Source organism: Streptomyces echinoruber (genome assembly GCF_014651135.1).
Classification (GTDB): Bacteria; Actinomycetota; Actinomycetes; order Streptomycetales; family Streptomycetaceae; genus Streptomyces; species Streptomyces echinoruber.
The window spans coordinates 1-18124 of sequence record NZ_BMWH01000038.1; the positions used below are offsets into that span (position 1 = coordinate 1).

Annotated in this window: 18 protein-coding genes; 14 read left to right on the forward strand and 4 right to left on the reverse strand. The window is 71.1% G+C overall.

Translation table 11 applies throughout. The features are described 5' to 3' along the window. Positions 1 to 81 precede the first annotated feature (81 nt). Complete coding sequence (locus tag IE225_RS29765) at positions 82 to 687, forward strand: imidazolonepropionase-like domain-containing protein (protein ID WP_190060757.1); 606 nt, start codon at positions 82 to 84, stop codon at positions 685 to 687. Positions 688 to 839: 152 nt separating this feature from the next. Here the strand turns inward: IE225_RS29765 and IE225_RS29770 are convergent, their stop codons facing one another. Continuing rightward, complete coding sequence (locus tag IE225_RS29770) at positions 840 to 1865, reverse strand: chitinase (RefSeq protein WP_190060758.1); 1026 nt, start codon at positions 1863 to 1865, stop codon at positions 840 to 842. Between the two features lie 258 nt (positions 1866 to 2123). On the opposite strand from IE225_RS29770, the gene IE225_RS29775 reads away from it, so the two are divergent. Beyond that, positions 2124 to 2819, forward strand: coding sequence for a demethylmenaquinone methyltransferase (locus IE225_RS29775; RefSeq protein ID WP_190060759.1), 696 nt, complete (start codon positions 2124 to 2126; stop codon positions 2817 to 2819). Between the two features lie 198 nt (positions 2820 to 3017). Here IE225_RS29775 and IE225_RS29780 read toward each other — a convergent pair whose 3' ends face one another. Together IE225_RS29780 and IE225_RS29785 are read right to left on the reverse strand one after the other, a co-directional pair. Further along, the gene (locus IE225_RS29780; protein ID WP_190060760.1) at positions 3018 to 3359 is read right to left on the reverse strand and encodes a PASTA domain-containing protein; all 342 of its coding nucleotides are present in this window, start codon (positions 3357 to 3359) and stop codon (positions 3018 to 3020) included. Positions 3360 to 3442: 83 nt separating this feature from the next. Beyond that, the gene (locus IE225_RS29785; RefSeq protein WP_190060761.1) at positions 3443 to 3970 is read right to left on the reverse strand and encodes a GNAT family N-acetyltransferase; all 528 of its coding nucleotides are present in this window, start codon (positions 3968 to 3970) and stop codon (positions 3443 to 3445) included. 189 nt (positions 3971 to 4159) lie between these two features. On the opposite strand from IE225_RS29785, the gene IE225_RS29790 reads away from it, so the two are divergent. Further along, positions 4160 to 5452: a geranylgeranyl reductase family protein gene (locus IE225_RS29790; RefSeq protein WP_373303287.1), complete on the forward strand. Its 1293-nt coding sequence runs from the start codon at positions 4160 to 4162 to the stop codon at positions 5450 to 5452. 171 nt (positions 5453 to 5623) lie between these two features. Here IE225_RS29790 and IE225_RS29795 read toward each other — a convergent pair whose 3' ends face one another. Continuing rightward, positions 5624 to 6442, reverse strand: a complete 819-nt coding sequence (locus tag IE225_RS29795; protein WP_190060762.1) for a C40 family peptidase — start codon at positions 6440 to 6442, stop codon at positions 5624 to 5626. A 723-nt stretch (positions 6443 to 7165) separates the two neighbouring features. Here IE225_RS29795 and IE225_RS29800 point away from each other — a divergent pair. From IE225_RS29800 to nuoK, 11 genes are read left to right on the forward strand one after another with little or no spacing between them, the layout of a single operon-like run. Then, positions 7166 to 7525 (forward strand): NADH-quinone oxidoreductase subunit A, encoded by a 360-nt coding sequence (locus IE225_RS29800; RefSeq protein WP_007383963.1) that lies wholly within the window; start codon positions 7166 to 7168, stop codon positions 7523 to 7525. A 15-nt stretch (positions 7526 to 7540) separates the two neighbouring features. Next, on the forward strand, positions 7541 to 8095 hold the full coding sequence (locus IE225_RS29805) for a NuoB/complex I 20 kDa subunit family protein (protein ID WP_190060763.1): 555 nt from the start codon (positions 7541 to 7543) through the stop codon (positions 8093 to 8095). Then, on the forward strand, positions 8092 to 8856 hold the full coding sequence (locus tag IE225_RS29810; protein WP_190060764.1) for an NADH-quinone oxidoreductase subunit C: 765 nt from the start codon (positions 8092 to 8094) through the stop codon (positions 8854 to 8856). The genes IE225_RS29805 and IE225_RS29810 overlap by 4 nt, the downstream gene beginning before the upstream one ends. Then, entirely contained in the window at positions 8853 to 10184 is a 1332-nt protein-coding gene (locus IE225_RS29815; RefSeq protein ID WP_190060765.1) for an NADH-quinone oxidoreductase subunit D, read from the forward strand. Before IE225_RS29810 ends, IE225_RS29815 begins: the two co-directional genes overlap by 4 nt. Continuing rightward, the gene (gene nuoE, locus IE225_RS29820; RefSeq protein ID WP_190060766.1) at positions 10181 to 11053 is read left to right on the forward strand and encodes an NADH-quinone oxidoreductase subunit NuoE; all 873 of its coding nucleotides are present in this window, start codon (positions 10181 to 10183) and stop codon (positions 11051 to 11053) included. Before IE225_RS29815 ends, nuoE begins: the two co-directional genes overlap by 4 nt. Then, a complete protein-coding gene (nuoF, locus tag IE225_RS29825; protein ID WP_373303288.1) occupies positions 11053 to 12399 on the forward strand; it encodes an NADH-quinone oxidoreductase subunit NuoF in 1347 nt (448 codons plus the stop codon). Before nuoE ends, nuoF begins: the two co-directional genes overlap by 1 nt. Next, positions 12396 to 14900 (forward strand): NADH-quinone oxidoreductase subunit G, encoded by a 2505-nt coding sequence (locus IE225_RS29830; RefSeq protein WP_190060768.1) that lies wholly within the window; start codon positions 12396 to 12398, stop codon positions 14898 to 14900. Before nuoF ends, IE225_RS29830 begins: the two co-directional genes overlap by 4 nt. Next, positions 14897 to 16306, forward strand: coding sequence for an NADH-quinone oxidoreductase subunit NuoH (gene nuoH, locus IE225_RS29835; protein ID WP_190060769.1), 1410 nt, complete (start codon positions 14897 to 14899; stop codon positions 16304 to 16306). Before IE225_RS29830 ends, nuoH begins: the two co-directional genes overlap by 4 nt. Beyond that, on the forward strand, positions 16299 to 16949 hold the full coding sequence (nuoI, locus tag IE225_RS29840) for an NADH-quinone oxidoreductase subunit NuoI (protein WP_190060770.1): 651 nt from the start codon (positions 16299 to 16301) through the stop codon (positions 16947 to 16949). The genes nuoH and nuoI overlap by 8 nt, the downstream gene beginning before the upstream one ends. Next, the gene (locus IE225_RS29845) at positions 16946 to 17821 is read left to right on the forward strand and encodes an NADH-quinone oxidoreductase subunit J (RefSeq protein ID WP_190060771.1); all 876 of its coding nucleotides are present in this window, start codon (positions 16946 to 16948) and stop codon (positions 17819 to 17821) included. Before nuoI ends, IE225_RS29845 begins: the two co-directional genes overlap by 4 nt. Then, the gene (gene nuoK, locus IE225_RS29850; RefSeq protein WP_190060772.1) at positions 17818 to 18117 is read left to right on the forward strand and encodes an NADH-quinone oxidoreductase subunit NuoK; all 300 of its coding nucleotides are present in this window, start codon (positions 17818 to 17820) and stop codon (positions 18115 to 18117) included. Before IE225_RS29845 ends, nuoK begins: the two co-directional genes overlap by 4 nt. Positions 18118 to 18124: the final 7 nt, after the last annotated feature.

An 18124-nucleotide genomic window follows, 5' to 3' on the forward strand; every position in this document is an offset into this window, starting at 1 on the left:
ATCTCCTCCACCGCCCTCGAGGCCGGCACCGCCCACCCCGACCTGAAACTCATCGCCACCAACTGAGCGACCGGGCCTGCCGTGCTGACGATTCACGCCGACTCCCGGGACCACGCGGTCGCCGTCGAGGGGGAGTGGATCGCGGACGCCGGCCCCCTGCGGGAGCTGGTCGCCGCGCATCCGCACGCCCGCGTGCGCACCTGGCCCGGCATCCTCACGCCCGGATTCGTCAACCTCCACGGCGACGAGCTGCTGGAGCAGACGTACCACCCGGACCCGCGCGAGGCCGACGAGCTGGGCACCGAGCCGCTGACCGGCGACGCGCTCACCGCGCTCGCGCTCGACGACGCCCGCTGGGGCGCGAGCGCCCGGCGCGGGGTGCAGCGCATGCTGGCGCACGGCACGGTCGCCGTGGCCTGCGAACGGCTGCGCAACCGCGCGGTACAGGACGCCGTGCGCCGCAGCGGGCTGGAGATCGTGGGCCGGCTGGGGCACCCCGGCGGTGTCCCGTCCCTCGACCCCCTCGCCTCCGGCCTGCCGCCCGAGGTCCCGCCCGCCCGGGAGCGCGGCTGCGCCGCCCGCTTCGCGGTGTTCGACGTCCGCGACGAGGCGGAGCTGGCCGAACGGGGAGCCGGAACGTGCGTGGCGACGGTGGTGGCGGGACGACTGGTGCACCGGCGCCGCTGAACACCCGTACGCGGGCCGCGCGTACGACCCGCGTACGGACCCGGCCCGTATACGTACGGCCCGCGTACGTACAACCCGCTTATGTACGGCCTGCGTACGTGCACGGTCCGCGTACGTGTACGGCCAGCGCGCTCACGGCCGCGCGTCGGCCGTCAGCCGGAGAACGCCTTCGCGAACGCCCCCGGACTCTGCTTCACGCCGCTGCAGTTGGTCAGCGCGTCGCTTTGGTCCGGTGTGCCGGGCCGACACGGCCGGTCGCGGAAGGTGGACCACATCGACACCCACCCGATGTGCCGGTCCTCGGCGAACGACCGCACCTGCGCCGCGTCCGCCAGTGAGAAGGTCTCCCCGTCGACGTCGTTGACGCCGATCATCGAGGTGAGCGCCATGCCCTCCCAGGCGGCCGCGTCCGACAGTGCGAACACCTTCTTCACCTGGGTGTGCGCGGCCTTGGCGGACGTCTCGGCGTAGTCGCCCATGTCGCCGGTGTAGGACTCGCCGTAGTTCATCGTCATGATGTTGACGCTGGAGACCTGCACGTCGTGGGTGTTGGCGGACTCCAGCAGCCTCAGACCGTCGGAGTCCAGACCGGACGGCATCACCGGCAGCGTGAACGTCACCTTCAGCCGCGGCCGTTGCCGCTGCAGCAGCGCGATCGCCCGCGAACGCAGCGCGACGGAGGCGGAGTCGGTCAGCTCGTCGCCCTCGATGTCGAAGTCGGCCTGGTCGGTGCCGGCCGCGTCCAGGGCCTCCCCGTAGGCCCGGGCGAGCGCGGAGGCGCCGGTGCAGGTGGCGGCCAGCTCCTTGCCGGACTCGCCGCCGAAGGAGACGCGCACCGAGCCGCCCGGCTTCTTCAACCGCGCGATGCGCGAGGCGACGGCCGGATCGTCGACGGCGTGGGTGCCGTCCCAGGCGGGGGTGCAGGCGGAGCCTTTGGCGATGACGAAGGCGAGGTTGTACGTCGTGGGGGAGCCCGCCGTGTCGGTGCCGACGGCCTCGGTGGCGCTGACGTAGGGGGCGTAGGAGGTGCCGCCGGACGCCACGGCCCGGGACGACGAGGACGCGGGCGCCGCGTCGGAGCCGCCGCCGGAGCCGCCGCCGGAGCCCGCGGAGCACCCGCTGACGGTCAGGGCGAACCCGCAGGCCAGCCCGGCCACCGCAGCCAGGGGTCTCCTCATCCGCACGCACCCGCTCTCTTGTCGCTCTTCTGTCGCCCCTGCCGATCCCGCGCTTTCCGCCTGGGGGTCGGAACGGAATCCGTGCCCGGTGGGGAAATCTCTCGCCTCACCCTAGGCACGGACCGCGCGGTCGGTGCACAACAACGCCCGGAAAGTCGAGGGCAACCGCGGGCAAGCGGCCGCAGCGGGCGCCGAACCGGGACGAACGCGACGGGGACCGCTGCCGTGGCGTCGTGCCGCTGCTGCCACAATGAGCCCGTGACCCGCGCATCCCTGGACAAGCAGCCGCACGAAGTCGCCTCGATGTTCGACGGCGTGGCGGAACGGTACGACCTCACCAACGACGTGCTGTCGCTCGGCCAGACCCGGCTGTGGCGCCGGGAGGTCGCCAGGGCGGTCGACGCGCGCCCCGCGCAAAAGGTCCTGGACCTCGCCGCGGGGACGGCGACCTCCTCGCTGCCCTTCACCCGCACCGGCGCCTACGTCGTCCCCTGCGACTTCTCCCTCGGCATGCTCCGGGTCGGCAAGCGCCGGCACGCCTGGCTGCCGTTCACCGCGGGCGACGCCACCCGGCTGCCGTTCCGGGACGGCGTGTTCGACGCCGTCACCATCTCCTTCGGGCTGCGCAACGTGCAGGACACCGACGCGGCCCTGCGCGAGATGCACCGGGTGACCCGGCCCGGCGGGCGGGTGGTGATCTGCGAGTTCTCCCAGCCGACGTGGGCGCCCTTCCGCACCGTCTACACCGAGTACCTGATGCGCGCCCTGCCGCCGGTCGCCCGCGCGGTGTCCTCCAACCCGGACGCGTACGTCTACCTCGCCGAGTCCATCCGCGCCTGGCCCGACCAGCCCGCCCTCGCCGAGCGGCTGCGCGCGGCCGGCTGGTCGCGGGTGGCGTGGCGGAACCTGACGGGCGGCGTGGTGGCGCTGCACCGGGGCTTCAAGGAGGGCTGAGCCCGCCTTCGGAGAGGGAGGAACAGCCCGCCTGCGGAGCAGGGAAGAACAACCCGCCTGCGGAGCAGGAGCAGGAAGGAGCAGGGGGGACAGAGGCGCGGCCGGCCCCAGCCTGTGCCGACCGGGGCCTGTTGCGGGCCAGGTCCTGTTGCCGCTCGGAGCCTGCGGCGCCCGCAGCCGATACCGGCCGTGCCTTGATCAGCCGGCCACCCCCACCGCGTCGTCCGGTTCGCCGAGCTCGCGCCGCATCCCGCCCGGCGGCGGAATCGGCCGGCGCGGCTCGCGCACGCCCGCGCCGCCCTCGCCCTCTCCCTCGCCGAAGTCGAACCACACGTAGACCACGGAGGACTGCGGCACCTCGGCGCCGGGCTGCGGGTACTGCCGGACGACGTAGTCGACGAGGGGCCGGCGGTGGAGGTCGGGCCGGTCGGGCGCGTTGAGGAACAGACCGCGCGCCTCGGCCTCCTGGCGGGCGTCCATGCCCATCAGGCCCACCAGGCGGGGCACACGGACTTCGGGTGTTTCGGGTGGTATACGCACAGATGTCACCCCCAGCGGTACAGGAAGGGTAACTCCCGTGCCGTGCCGCCCGGAAGCATCAGCTGTCTGTCTGTGACAGTCGATTACGCAGCGTGACGACCCTCGGTGAGGTGCAGCCGGTAGCAGTGCCCCTCGCGTCGCGACACCGGTGTCGTGTAGGTCTCGGCGAGGTGCATGCCCAGCCGCCGGGTCACCGCGATGGACCGCTCGTTGCGGGCGTCGACCATCGCCACCACGCCCGGCACGCCCGCCGCCCGCAGCCGCTCCAGCGTCAGCCGCGCCGCCGCCGTGACGTACCCCCTGCCCCAGTGCGCGCGGCCCAGCCGCCAGCCGATCTCGATCTCGCCCCGCGGTCCCCAGTCCCGCTCCCACGGCTGGGCGCCGGTGAAGCCGAGCACCTCGCCCGAGGCGTCCAGCACCGTCCACAGGCAGAAGCCGAGCTCGGCGTCGTGCCGGCGCTGCCGGGCGGTGAGCTCCTCGTAGACCGACAGCTCCGCGGGCCGGCCGCCGTGGAACTCCATGACCTCCGGGTCGGCGAAGACCCGGTGCCAGGCGACGGCGTCCTCGTGGGTGGGAACGCGCAGGCTCACGTCGGGGAGAACTCGGTTCACGGAGGCAGCCCTTCAGCCGGTGATCGTCTGGGCGATCGTCTGGGTGGTCGGTGGGTGGTCGTCTGGGTGGTCGTCTGGGTGGTCGGTGGATGATCGGTGGGGGATCGGTTGGCGATCAATGGTGCTGAATAGACTGCCCATGTCCAGTGCCGGTCGGCACACAGATTTCGAACTTGGGGAGATCCCGCCGTGACCGTCGTGACCGAGCCCCTCTCCGAGAACACCGCCGACGTGATCGTCGTGGGCGCGGGGCCGGCCGGCTCCACCACCGCGTACCACCTGGCCCGGGCCGGGCTCGACGTCCTGCTGCTGGAGAAGACCGCGTTCCCGCGCGAGAAGGTGTGCGGCGACGGCCTCACCCCGCGCGCCGTCAAGCAGCTCGTGGCCATGGGCATCGACATCTCGGAGGAGGCCGGCTGGCTGCGCAACAAGGGGCTGCGCATCATCGGCGGCGGCGTCCGCCTCCAACTGGACTGGCCCGACCTCGCCTCCTTCCCCGACTACGGCCTGGTGCGCAAGCGCGACGACTTCGACGAGCAGCTCGCCCGCCAGGCGCAGAAGGCCGGCGCCCGCCTGCTGGAGCGCTGCAACGTCGGCGCCCCGATCGTCGACGACCGCACCGGCCGTATCACCGGCGTCCACGCCAAGCTCGGCGAGGACAAGCGCGCGGTCACCTTCCACGCCCCGCTGGTCGTGGCCGCCGACGGCAACTCCAGCCGCCTGTCCCTCGCCATGGGCCTGCACCGCCGCGAGGACCGCCCGATGGGCGTCGCCGTGCGCACGTACTTCACCTCGCCGCGGCACGACGACGACTACCTGGAGTCCTGGCTGGAACTCTGGGACCGCCGCGGCCCCCAGGACCGCCTCCTGCCCGGCTACGGCTGGATCTTCGGCATGGGCGACGGCACGTCCAACGTCGGCCTCGGCGTCCTCAACACCTCCGCGTCCTTCAAGGAGCTGGACTGGCGCGAGGTGCTGAAGGCCTGGTGCGCCTCCATGCCGGAGGACTGGGGCTACACCCCGGAGAACATGACCGGCCCCATCCGCGGCGCCGCCCTGCCGATGGCGTTCAACCGCCAGCCCCACTACACGCGCGGCCTGCTCCTGGTCGGCGACGCCGGCGGCCTGGTGAACCCCTTCAACGGCGAGGGCATCGCCTACGCCATGGAGTCCGGCCAGCTCGCCGCCGACGTCATCGTCCAGGCCCACGCCCGCGCCACGCGGAGCCAGCGCGAACTCGCCCTGCAGCGCTACCCGCGCGTCCTGAAGGACACCTACGGCGGCTACTACACCCTCGGCCGCGCCTTCGTGAAGCTCATCAGCAACCCGAAGGTCATGCAGATCGCCACCCAGCGCGGCCTGACCCACCCCCTGCTGATGAAGTTCACCCTCAAGCTCCTGGCCAACCTCACCGACCCCACGGGCGGCGACGCCATGGACCGCATCATCAACGGCCTGAGCAAGGTGGCGCCGAAGGCGTGAGGACCGGGGGTGCCCGGCCGCCGGGGGTACCCGACCCCCGGCGGCCGGGGCCGCGAACGCCGAAAAGGCCGCCGCCGCGAACGCCTGAAGGGCCGCTGCCCCCGAGCGGCTGCGGCCCTTCCATACGGCTGAGGGTGCGCTGAAGGTGCGCTGAAGGTGCGCTGAGGGTGCTCAGAGCACGCGCACCGCGCCGGTCGGCGGGTCGTAGGACAGCGGCCGCTCCACGACGCCCGTGGAGGGGTTCTGCGCGCCGACGAACATGCCGTCGCCGACGTACACCGCCACGTGGTAGGCGCTGCCCGCGCTGCCCCAGTAGAGGATGTCGCCGGGCTGCAGGTTGCTCAGGGAGACCTGGGTGCCCGCGGTCGACTGGTCCTGGGAGACGCGCGGCAGGCTGATGCCCACCTGCTTGAAGGCGGTCTGCACCAGGCCCGAGCAGTCGTAGGCGGACGGGCCGGTGGCGCCGGAGACGTACGCCTTGCCGACCTGCGCCTTGACGAAGGAGACCACCGCGGCGGCCGAACCCGTCGCCGTGGAGGTGCTCGTGGAGGTGTCGGCGGAGGCGGTCGCCGCGGCGGCGAGGGTGGTGCGCTCGGTGCTGCGCGAGGCACGCTCCGCGGCGGCCCGGCGGGCGTCCTCCGCCGCCTTCTTCCTGGCCTCGGCGGCCTTCTTCTTCGCCTCGGCCAGGTCCGCCTTGGCCTGCTGTGCGGCCTTGGCGGCAGCCGCATCACGCTCCGCCTGCAGCTCGTAGTCCACGGCGGCCAGCTGGGTGGCCTGCGCGGACTGGGCGACCTGAGCGGCCAGGTCGGCCGTCAGGGTGGGCAGTTCGATGGTCTGCGTCACCGGCTCCGCGGCGTTGGCCGAGGAAGCCGAGGCGCCGGCCACTGCCAGAGTGCTGAGGACACCACCGGCGACACCGGCCCGCATCGCGATCTTGGAGGTGCTGCGGCGGGGTTTCCGGTGGCTGCGTATGTGAGCGGTGTGGGACATGGGAACAACCGGTACCAGGGGCTCCTTCATATCTTCAAGGAACGTGTGGTGCGCCACAGTTGCTCAATCGAAGCCCCGAAAGTTGTTTGGGCGGCTCCACATTGACGTCGTAACGGACATTGCGGACGTCGCTCACCAGGGCTGTGATCATGGGTTTTCGTGATTACGCCCGAATTGCCCGCCACCTACCACGAGTTGGCTTGATTGGCCAAGCCCGCTTCTCGCGCGCCTGTTGCGCATGTGGCGGAGGTCACGAAAAAGTCACCGTGTGGATCTTCTCCGGCCGCTCGTGAACGCGTGCACGCGTCCACACCCCTCCCCGGTTTCCCTTCGAGGTGTGAATGGAGCCCACTATCAGGTGATCGCGTCCACCGCCAATTTGCCTGCGATCGGGATCGCCTGGTATCGGACGGCGCCCTCGAAACGGCCGTGACGAGCGGAAACATCACTTCTCGTGATCACTCGGACGCTTCGCGTGTGAAGATCGCCGCTCATCCGACTTCATGATCCTTCGTCAGGTGGTAGAGATCACAAAGCTTGTGCAATACCCCGTGTCGCAGATCACAGAGTCGCGGGCATAAGATGCGAGGCAGTTGGGCTTGTGACCTGCTTCACATGTCCGCGATCTCCCGTGGGACGAGCGGGTTCGTGCGACAGGTGGGGTGGCTGCGGGTCCTGATGCAACCGCCAGCAGTCAGTGCCGACTGAGAGGAGCGAGGAGCGGTGAACGCGTATGCGCCCATCCTCGTACTGGGAGCCCTCGGGGCAGGCTTTGCGATCTTCTCCGTGGTCATGGCCACGTTGATCGGCCCGAAGCGGTACAACCGGGCCAAGCTCGAAGCCTACGAGTGCGGCATCGAGCCGACCCCCACGCCGGCCGGAGGCGGGCGCTTCCCCATCAAGTACTACCTGACGGCGATGCTCTTCATCGTCTTCGACATCGAGATCGTCTTCCTCTACCCGTGGGCCGTGACCTTCGACGCCCTGGGTGTTTTCGGGCTCGTGGAGATGCTGCTCTTCGTGCTCACCGTCTTCGTCGCGTACGCGTACGTCTGGCGGCGCGGCGGCCTGGAATGGGACTGAGGGGCCTTTAACGACATGGGACTCGAAGAAAAACTGCCGAGCGGCTTCCTGCTGACCACCGTCGAGCAGGCCGCGGGCTGGGTGCGCAAGGCGTCCGTCTTCCCCGCCACGTTCGGTCTCGCCTGCTGCGCCATCGAGATGATGACCACCGGCGCCGGCCGCTACGACCTGGCCCGCTTCGGCATGGAGGTCTTCCGCGGCTCACCGCGCCAGGCCGACCTGATGATCGTCGCCGGCCGGGTCAGCCAGAAGATGGCGCCCGTCCTGCGGCAGGTCTACGACCAGATGCCCAACCCCAAGTGGGTGATCTCGATGGGCGTGTGCGCCTCCTCGGGCGGCATGTTCAACAACTACGCGATCGTCCAGGGCGTCGACCACATCGTCCCGGTCGACATCTACCTGCCCGGCTGCCCGCCCCGCCCCGAGATGCTGATGGACGCGATCCTCAAGCTCCACGACAAGATCCAGCACTCCAAGCTCGGCGTGCACGCCGAGGAGGCCGCCCGCGAGGCGGAGGAGGCGGCGCTCAAGGCCCTGCCCACGATCGAGATGAAGGGGCTGCTGCGGTGAGCGACGCGAACGGCACCCACGGCGCGGGCGGTCCCGCGAACGGGGTCAACCCCGAAAAGGACCTCTCCGCCGCCAACCTCCCCGGCCGGCGCGGCGACGCGGGCGAGGAGATCCGCGTCCAGCGCGGCATGTTCGGCGCCCACAACGGCGGCGACACCTCCGGCTACGGCGGCCTGGTCCGCTCGGTCCGGCTCCCGGGACCGGCGAGCAGGCCGTACGGCGGCTGGTTCGACGAGGTCGCCGACGAACTCGAGGGCGCCCTGGAGGAGCAGGGCCTGCCGCCCGGCCACGCGATCGAGAAGACGGTCGTCGACCGCGGCGAGATCACCTTCCACATCGCGCGCGACCACCTCGTCCAGGTCGCCCGCACCCTGCGCGACGACCCCGCCCTGCGCTTCGAGCTGTGCACCGGCGTCAGCGGCGTCCACTATCCGCACGACAAGGGCCGCGAGCTGCACGCCGTGTACCACCTGCGCTCGATCACCCACAACCGGCTGATCCGCCTGGAGGTCAGCTGCCCCGACGCCGACCCGCACATCCCGTCGCTCTTCGCGGTCTACCCGACCAACGACTGGCACGAGCGCGAGACGTACGACTTCTTCGGCATCGTCTTCGACGGCCACCCGGCGCTGACGCGGATCATGATGCCGGACGACTGGCAGGGCCATCCGCAGCGCAAGGACTACCCCCTCGGCGGCATCCCCGTCGAGTACAAGGGCGCCCAGATCCCGGCTCCCGACCAGCGGAGGTCGTACTCATGAGCACGCAGACCCCCTCTTCCGCGTCCGCGCGCGAGACCACCGAGGGCACCGTCTACACGGTCACCGGGGGCGACTGGGACGAGGTCGTCCAGTCCGCGGCCCGCGCCGACGACGAGCGCATCGTCGTCAACATGGGCCCCCAGCACCCCTCCACACACGGCGTGCTGCGCCTGATCCTGGAGATCGAGGGGGAGACGGTCACCGAGGCCCGCTGCGGCATCGGCTACCTGCACACCGGCATCGAGAAGAACCTCGAATACCGCACGTGGACGCAGGGCACCACCTTCGTGACGCGCATGGACTACCTCACGTCCTTCTTCAACGAGACCGCCTACTGCCTCGCCGTCGAAAAACTGCTCGGCATCGAGGACCAGGTGCCCGAGCGCGCCCAGATCATCCGGGTGCTCCTGATGGAGCTGAACCGGCTCTCCTCCCACCTGGTGTGCATCGCCACCGGCGGCATGGAACTCGGCGCCACCACGATCATGATCTACGGGTTCCGCGACCGGGAGATGATCCTCGACCTCTACGAGCTCATCACGGGCCTGCGGATGAACCACGCCTACATCCGCCCCGGCGGACTCGCCCAGGACCTGCCGCCCGGCGCGGTCGACCAGATCCGCGAGTTCGTCAAGAAGATGAAGAAGAACCTCCCGGAGTACGACAAGCTCGCCACCGGGAACCCCATCTTCAAGGGCCGCATGCAAAACGTCGGCTACCTCGACCTGGCCGGCTGCATGGCCCTCGGCGCCACCGGCCCGATCCTGCGCTCCACCGGCCTGCCGCACGACCTGCGCAAGGCCCAGCCCTACTGCGGCTACGAGACGTACGACTTCGACATCCCGACCGCCGACACCTGCGACGCCTACGGCCGCTTCCTCATCCGGCTGGAGGAGATGCACCAGTCGCTGCGGATCGTCGAGCAGTGCCTGGACCGGCTGAAGCCCGGCCCGGTCATGGTCGCCGACAAGAAGATCGCCTGGCCCGCCCAGCTCGCCCTGGGACCGGACGGCCTGGGCAACTCCCTCGACCACATCAAGAAGATCATGGGCACCTCCATGGAGGCCCTGATCCACCACTTCAAGCTGGTCACCGAGGGCTTCCGGGTCCCACCGGGACAGGCCTACGTGGCAGTCGAGTCCCCCAAGGGCGAACTCGGCGCGCATGTCGTCTCCGACGGCGGCACCCGCCCCTACCGGGTCCACTTCCGCGACCCGTCCTTCACCAACCTGCAGGCCATGGCGGCGATGTGCGAGGGCGGCCAGGTCGCCGACGTCATCGTCGCCGTCGCGTCCATCGACCCCGTGATGGGAGGCGTCGACCGGTGACCACCAGTTCCTCGGAGCGGGGTGTCAGCCTGGGCATGCCCCAACCGCCCGCTCCCGACTACCCGGCCGACGTCCGCCGCCGCCTGGAACGGGACGCGCGCGAGATCATCGCCCGCTACCCCGACTCCCGCTCCGCCCTGCTGCCGCTGCTGCACCTGGTGCAGTCGGAGGAGGGCTACGTCTCCCGCACCGGCATGCGGTTCTGCGCCGAGATGCTCGGCCTGACCACGGCCGAGGTGACCGCGGTCGCCACCTTCTACACCATGTACCGGCGCCGGCCCGGCGGCGACTACCAGGTGGGCGTGTGCACCAACACCCTGTGCGCGGTGATGGGCGGCGACGCCATCTTCGAGGCGCTCCAGGAGCACCTCGGCGTCGGCAACGGCGAGACCACCGACGACGGCAAGGTCACCCTGGAGCACATCGAGTGCAACGCGGCCTGCGACTACGCGCCGGTCGTGATGGTCAACTGGGAGTTCTTCGACAACCAGACCCCCGCCGACGCCAAGCGCCTCGTCGACGACCTGCGCGCGGGACGCCCGGTCACACCCACGCGCGGGGCGCCGCTGTGCACCTTCCGCGAGACCGCGCGGATCCTGGCCGGCTTCCCCGACGAGCGGCCCGGGGCCGTCGAGGCGGGCGGCAGCGCGGGACCCGCGTCGCTGGTGGGCCTGCGCCTGGCGAAGGGAGAGGCCGCGCCCGCGCGCGTGGTCCACCCGCGGGAGGGCGGTCCGCACGGCGAACCCCACGACGGCCCCGTGCACCAGCCGTCGCCGACGGAGCACCTGAGCTCGCACGACGCGCCCCAGGACACATCGGCCTCCGACCCCGCCCACCCGGCCGGGCCTGTCGCAGAGGAGGGGGAGTGATGACCGTGACGACCGAGCTGAACGAGACCAGCCCCGAGAAGCTGCTCGCACCCGTGCTGTCGGCCTTCTGGGACCAGGACCGGTCCTGGACCCTGGACGTCTACGAACGGCACGAGGGGTACGAGGGACTGCGCAAGGCGCTCGCCATGTCGCCGGACGAGGTGATCGCCTACGTCAAGGACTCCGGTCTGCGCGGGCGCGGCGGCGCGGGATTCCCCACCGGAATGAAGTGGCAGTTCATTCCCCAGGGGGACGGAAAACCGCACTACCTGGTGGTCAACGCCGACGAGTCGGAGCCCGGGACGTGCAAGGACATCCCGCTCCTCTTCGCCAACCCGCACAGCCTCATCGAGGGCATCGTGATCGCCTGCTACGCGATCAGGTCCTCGCACGCCTTCATCTACCTGCGCGGTGAAGTCGTCCCCGTCCTGCGGCGGTTGCAGTCGGCCGTGGCCGAGGCACACGCGGCCGGCTACCTCGGCGAGAACATCCTCGGCAGCGGCCTGGACGTCACCGTCACCGTGCACGCCGGCGCCGGCGCGTACATCTGCGGCGAGGAGACCGCACTGCTCGACTCGCTCGAAGGCCGCCGTGGCCAACCGCGACTGCGTCCCCCCTTCCCCGCCGTGGCGGGCCTCTACGCGTGCCCGACTGTCGTGAACAACGTCGAGTCCATCGCGTCGGTTCCCGCCATCCTGAAGAACGGCAAGGAATGGTTCCGGTCGATGGGCAGCGAGAAGTCCCCGGGCTTCACGCTCTACTCGCTCTCCGGCCACGTCGCCAACCCCGGCCAGTACGAGGCCCCGCTCGGCATCACCCTGCGCCAACTGCTCGACATGAGCGGCGGGATGCGGCCGGGCCACCGGCTGAAGTTCTGGACGCCGGGCGGCTCCTCGACGCCCATGTTCACCGACGAGCACCTCGACGTCCCCCTCGACTACGAAGGGGTGGGCGCCGCCGGCTCCATGCTCGGCACCAAGGCCCTGCAGTGCTTCGACGAGACGACCTGCGTGGTGCGGGCCGTCACCCGGTGGACCGAGTTCTACGCCCACGAGTCCTGCGGCAAGTGCACGCCCTGCCGCGAGGGCACGTACTGGCTGGTGCAGCTGCTGCGCGACATCGAGGCCGGCAAGGGCGCGATGAGCGACCTCGACAAGCTCGCCGACATCGCCGACAACATCAACGGCAAGTCGTTCTGCGCCCTCGGTGACGGCGCGGCCTCGCCGATCTTCTCCTCCCTGAAGTACTTCCGCGAGGAGTACGAGCAGCACATCACGGGGCGGGGCTGCCCCTTCGACCCGGCCAAGTCCACGGCCTGGGCCGACCGACCGGAGGTGAACGCATGACCGTGACCACCAACGCTCCCTCGGGCGGGGGAGAGGCGGCGGTCCCGCCGGAGGATCTCGTCACGCTGACGATCGACGGCATCGAGACCAGCGTGCCCAAGGGCACCCTCGTCATCCGCGCCGCCGAGCAGCTCGGCATCGAGATCCCCCGGTTCTGCGACCACCCTCTGCTCGACCCGGCCGGCGCCTGCCGCCAGTGCATCGTCGAGGTCGAGGGCCAGCGCAAGCCCATGGCCTCGTGCACCATCACCTGCACCGACGGGATGGTCGTCAAGACCCACCTCACCTCGCCGGTCGCGGAGAAGGCCCAGAAGGGTGTGATGGAGCTGCTGCTCATCAACCACCCGCTGGACTGCCCGGTGTGCGACAAGGGCGGCGAGTGCCCGCTGCAGAACCAGGCGCTGTCGCACGGCAACGCCGAGTCCCGCTTCGAGGGCAGGAAGCGCACCTACGAGAAGCCGGTGCCGATCTCCGCGCAGGTGCTGCTCGACCGCGAGCGGTGCGTGCTGTGCGCGCGCTGCACCCGCTTCTCGAACCAGATCGCCGGCGACCCGATGATCGAGCTGGTCGAGCGCGGGGCGCTGCAGCAGGTCGGCACCGGAGAAGGCGACCCGTTCGAGTCGTACTTCTCCGGCAACACCATCCAGATCTGCCCGGTCGGCGCCCTCACCTCGGCCGCCTACCGCTTCCGCTCCCGCCCCTTCGACCTGGTCTCCTCCCCGTCGGTGTGCGAGCACTGCGCCGGCGGCTGCGCCACCCGCACCGACCACCGGCGCGGCAAGGTCATGCGGCGCCTGGCCGGCTACGACCCCGAGGTCAACGAGGAGTGGATCTGCGACAAGGGACGCTTCGCGTTCCGCTACGCGCAGCTCAAGGACCGCCTCGACAAGCCGCTGGTGCGCAACGCCGACGGCGTGCTGGAGCCGGTGTCCTGGCCGGACGCGCTGCAGGCCGCCGCCGAGGGCCTGCTCGCCGCCCGCGGCCGGGCCGGCGTCCTCACCGGCGGCCGTCTCACCATCGAGGACGCCTACGCCTACAGCAAGTTCGCGCGTGTGGCGCTGGGCACCAACGACATCGATTTCCGCGCGCGCGTGCACAGCGGCGAGGAGGCCGACTTCCTCGCCTCGCACGTCGCCGGCCGCGGCCGTGACCTCGACGGTACGGGCGTGACGTACACTCTGCTGGAGCAGGCGCCCGCCGTCCTGCTCGTCGGCTTCGAGTCCGAGGAGGAGGCGCCCGGCGTCTTCCTGCGGCTGCGCAAGGCCTGGCGCAAGCGCGGACAGCGGGTGTTCGCCCTGGCCACGCACGCCACCCGGGGTCTGGAGAAGGCGGGCGGCACGCTGCTGCCGGCCGCGCCCGGCACCGAGCCCGAGTGGCTCGACGCCCTCGCGGGCGGCGTCGGCCTGGAGGGCGACGGCACGGCGGCCGCCGAGGCGCTGCGCACCGAGGGCGCCGTGATCGTCGTCGGGGAGCGGCTGGCCGGTGTCGCCGGCGGGTTCACCGCCGCCGTGCGGGCCGCGTCCGCCACCGGGGCGCACCTGGTGTGGATCCCCCGCCGGGCCGGTGAGCGCGGCGCGGTCGAGGCCGGCGCGCTGCCCTCGCTGCTGCCGGGCGGCCGCCCGGCCACCGACCCCCGCGCGCGGGAGGAGGTCGCCGCCCTGTGGGGCGTCGCCGACCTGCCGCACCGCTACGGACGGGACACCGGCCAGATCCTTGAGGCCGCCGCGGGCGGCGACCTGCGCGCCCTGCTCGTGGCCGGGGTCGAGATCGCCGACCTGCCGGACCCGGCCCGCGCGCGCGAGGCGCTCGCCGCGGCCGGCTTCGTCGTCTCGCTGGAGCTGCGGCCCAGCGAGGTCACCGAGCACGCCGACGTCGTCCTGCCGGTGGCGGCCGTCGCCGAGAAGGCCGGCGCCTTCCTCAACTGGGAGGGCCGGGTGCGGTTCTTCGAGGCCGCGCTCAAACCGGACCAGATGACCCGCCCGGTGATGCCCACCGACGCGCGCGTGCTGCACCTGCTCGCCGACGCCATGGACGTCCACCTGGGCCTGCCGGACCTGCGCACCGTGCACGCGGAGATCGACCGGCTCGGCACCTGGGACGGCCCCCGGGCCGGCCGGCCGCGGCAGGACGCGGGCGCGACGCCCCGGCCCGCCGCCGGGGAGGCCGTGCTCGCCGGGCACCGGCTGCTGCTCGACCAGGGCGTGCTGCAGGAGGGCGACGAGGCGCTCGCCGCCACCCGGCACGCGGCCCGCGTGCGCCTGTCGGCCGCCACGGCCGCCGAGGCCGGCGTCGGCGACGGCGGCCTCCTCGCCGTCACCGGACCCCGGGGCACGGTCGAACTCCCGCTCCAGATCACCGAGATGCCCGACCGGGTGGTGTGGCTGCCGCTGAACTCCGTGGGCGGGGGCGTCGCCTCCGACACGGGCGCCCTGCCCGGTTCCCTCGTCCGCATCGGCCCGGCGGCCGCCACCGCCGGCGCCCCCGAGGAGGTGGAGGCATGAGCCCGTCCCTCGCCGCCGAGAACCTGTCGGTGTTCGGCCACGACCCCTGGTGGCTGGTCGTCCTCAAGGCGGTGTTCTGCTTCGCCTTCCTGATGGTGACCGTGCTGTTCTCCATCGTCTGGGAGCGCAAGGTCGTCGCCTGGATGCAGCTGCGCATCGGCCCCAACCGGCACGGCCCCTGGGGCATGCTGCAGTCCCTCGCCGACGGCGTGAAGCTGATGCTGAAGGAGGACATCGTCGTCCGCCGCGCGGACAAGGTGGTCTACGTCCTCGCGCCGATCGTCTCCGCCGTCCCCGCCTTCATGGCGATCGCGGTGATCCCCTTCGGCCCGGCCGGGAACGAGGTCTCGGTCTTCGGCCACCGCACCGCCCTGCAGCTCACCGACCTGCCCATCGCGATGCTGTACATCCTCGCGGTGGCCTCGGTCGGCATCTACGGCATCGTCCTGGCCGGCTGGAGCTCGGGGTCGACGTACCCGCTCCTGGGCGGCCTGCGCTCCTGCGCGCAGATGATCTCGTACGAGATCGCCATGGGCGCCGCGTTCGCCTCGGTGTTCCTCTACTCCGGGTCGATGTCGACGTCGACGATCGTCGAGCAGCAGCACGACCGCTGGTACATCCTTCTGCTGCCGGTCTCCTTCATCCTCTACATCGTCACGATGGTCGGCGAGACCAACCGCGCCCCCTTCGACATGCCGGAGTCCGAGGGCGACCTGGTGGGCGGCTTCAACACCGAGTACTCGTCCATCAAGTTCGCGATGTTCATGCTCGCCGAGTACGTCAACATGGTGACCGTCTCGGCGGTGGCGACCACCCTCTTCCTGGGCGGCTGGCGCGCCCCCTGGCCGGTCAGCGCCTTCTGGGAGGGCGCCAACCACGGCTGGTGGCCGCTGCTGTGGTTCGTCGTCAAGGTCCAGCTGCTGCTGTTCTTCTTCATCTGGCTGCGCGGCACGCTCCCGCGGGTGCGCTACGACCAGCTCATGAAGCTCGGCTGGAAGGTCCTCATCCCGGTGTCGGTGACGTGGCTGATGCTCGTGGCCACCGTCAGGGCCCTGCGCAACGAGAACTACGACTTCGGCGACATCCTCCTCTACGTCGGCGGCGGCGTCCTCGCCGTCCTGCTGCTGTCCTTCATCGCCGACATGTTCCGCGAGAAGGCCAGGCGGGCCGAGGCGCCGGCCGCGGCATCGGCCGAGGCGCCGGCCGCGTTCGACCCGATGGCTGGCGGCTTCCCCGTACCGCCGCTGCCGGGACAGCAGCTTCCCCCGGTGCCGCGGCGCCGCCCGCGGCGGGAACGGGAGCTCATTGCCAGTGGCGGACCGGGCGGTGCCGATTCCGGGGAACACCCCCGAACCCCCGGCGCCAGTGACGGATCTCTGGAGGGAAAGGAGGCGTCCGATGGCTGAGGAGCCCAAGGAGGCCGGGCAGACGAAGCCCGGCTTCCTGAACCCGGTGGCCGGCTTCGGCGTGACCTTCAAGGCCATGTTCAAGAAGCGGCTCACGGAGCAGTACCCGGAGCAGAAGAAGCCCACGGCGCCGCGCTTCCACGGACGGCACCAGCTCAACCGCCATCCGGACGGCCTGGAGAAGTGCGTCGGCTGCGAACTGTGCGCCTGGGCCTGCCCCGCCGACGCGATCTACGTCGAGGGCGCGGACAACACCGACGAGGAACGCTACTCGCCGGGCGAGCGCTACGGCCGCGTCTACCAGATCAACTACGCCCGCTGCATCCTGTGCGGCCTGTGCATCGAGGCGTGCCCCACGCGCGCGCTGACGATGACCAACGAGTACGAGCTGGCCGACTCCAGCCGCGCCAACCTCATCTACACCAAGGAACAGCTCCTGGCCGGCCTGGAGGAGGGCATGGTGGAGCCGCCGCACGTCATGTACCCGGGGACGACCGAGGAGGACTACTACCGGGGCCTGGTCACCGAGGCCGCCCCCGGCACGGTCCGGCAGCCGGCCCGTTCCCGGGGCGAGGGCGTGCAGGAGGCCGCCTCCACCTTCGGCGAGCAGGAGCCGGCGTCCAAGAAGGTGATCGGCCGATGACCGCACAGCACCTCGCCGCCTACTCCACCTCCACCGGAGAGGCCGTCCAGTTCTGGATCCTCGCCACGGTCGCTGTGCTCGGCGCCCTGGGCACCGTCTTCCTCAAAAGGGCCGTGCACAGCGCGCTGTGCCTGGCCGGCACCATGATCGTCCTGGCGGTGTTCTACCTCGCCAACGGCGCCTACTTCCTCGGCATCGTGCAGATCGTCGTCTACACCGGCGCGATCATGATGCTGTTCCTGTTCGTGGTGATGCTCGTCGGCGTCACCGCGGCGGACTCCCTGAAGGAGACCATCAAGGGCCAGCGTTGGCTGGCCCTGCTGTGCGGGCTCGGCTTCGGCGTCCTGCTGCTGGGGGGCATCGGCAACGCCTCCCTCAAGGAGTTCGACGGCCTCGCCCAGGCCAATGCGGGCGGGAACGTGGAGGGCCTGGCGTCCCTCCTCTTCACCCGGTACGTCTTCGCCTTCGAGGTCACCGGCGCGCTGCTGATCACGGCGGCCGTCGGCGCCATGGTGCTCACCCACCGCGAGCGCACCGAACGCGCCCGCACCCAGCGCGAGCTCGCCGAGCAGCGCATCCGGGAGGGGACGTACATCCCGCCGCTGCCGGCGCCCGGCGTGTACGCGCGGCACAACGCCGTCGACATCGCCGCCCTGCTGCCCGACGGCACCCCGTCCGAGCTGTCGGTCAGCAAGACGCTGCGCCGGCGGGGCCAGATCCGGGACGTCTCCCGCGAGGCCCTCAACGACCTGCGCGCGCTGGAGCAGCGGGCGGTGGAGCGGCTGGAGCGCAAGGCGATCGAACCGCCGCACTTCAAGCGGGCCGGCTTCAAACGGGCCGACTTCAAGCGGGCCGAGGAGGCGTCGAAGTGAACCCGGTCAACTACCTGTATCTCGCCGCCTTGCTGTTCACGATCGGCGCCACCGGCGTACTGGTCCGGCGCAACGCCATCGTGGTCTTCATGTGCATCGAGCTGATGCTGAACGCCTGCAACCTCGCGTTCGTCGCCTTCTCCCGGATGCACGGCAACCTCGACGGCCAGATCATCGCCTTCTTCACGATGGTCGTCGCCGCCGCGGAGGTGGTGGTCGGGCTCGCGATCATCGTGTCGCTGTTCCGCACCCGCCACTCGGCCTCGGTCGACGACGCCAGCCTGATGAAGCTGTAAGGGGTCG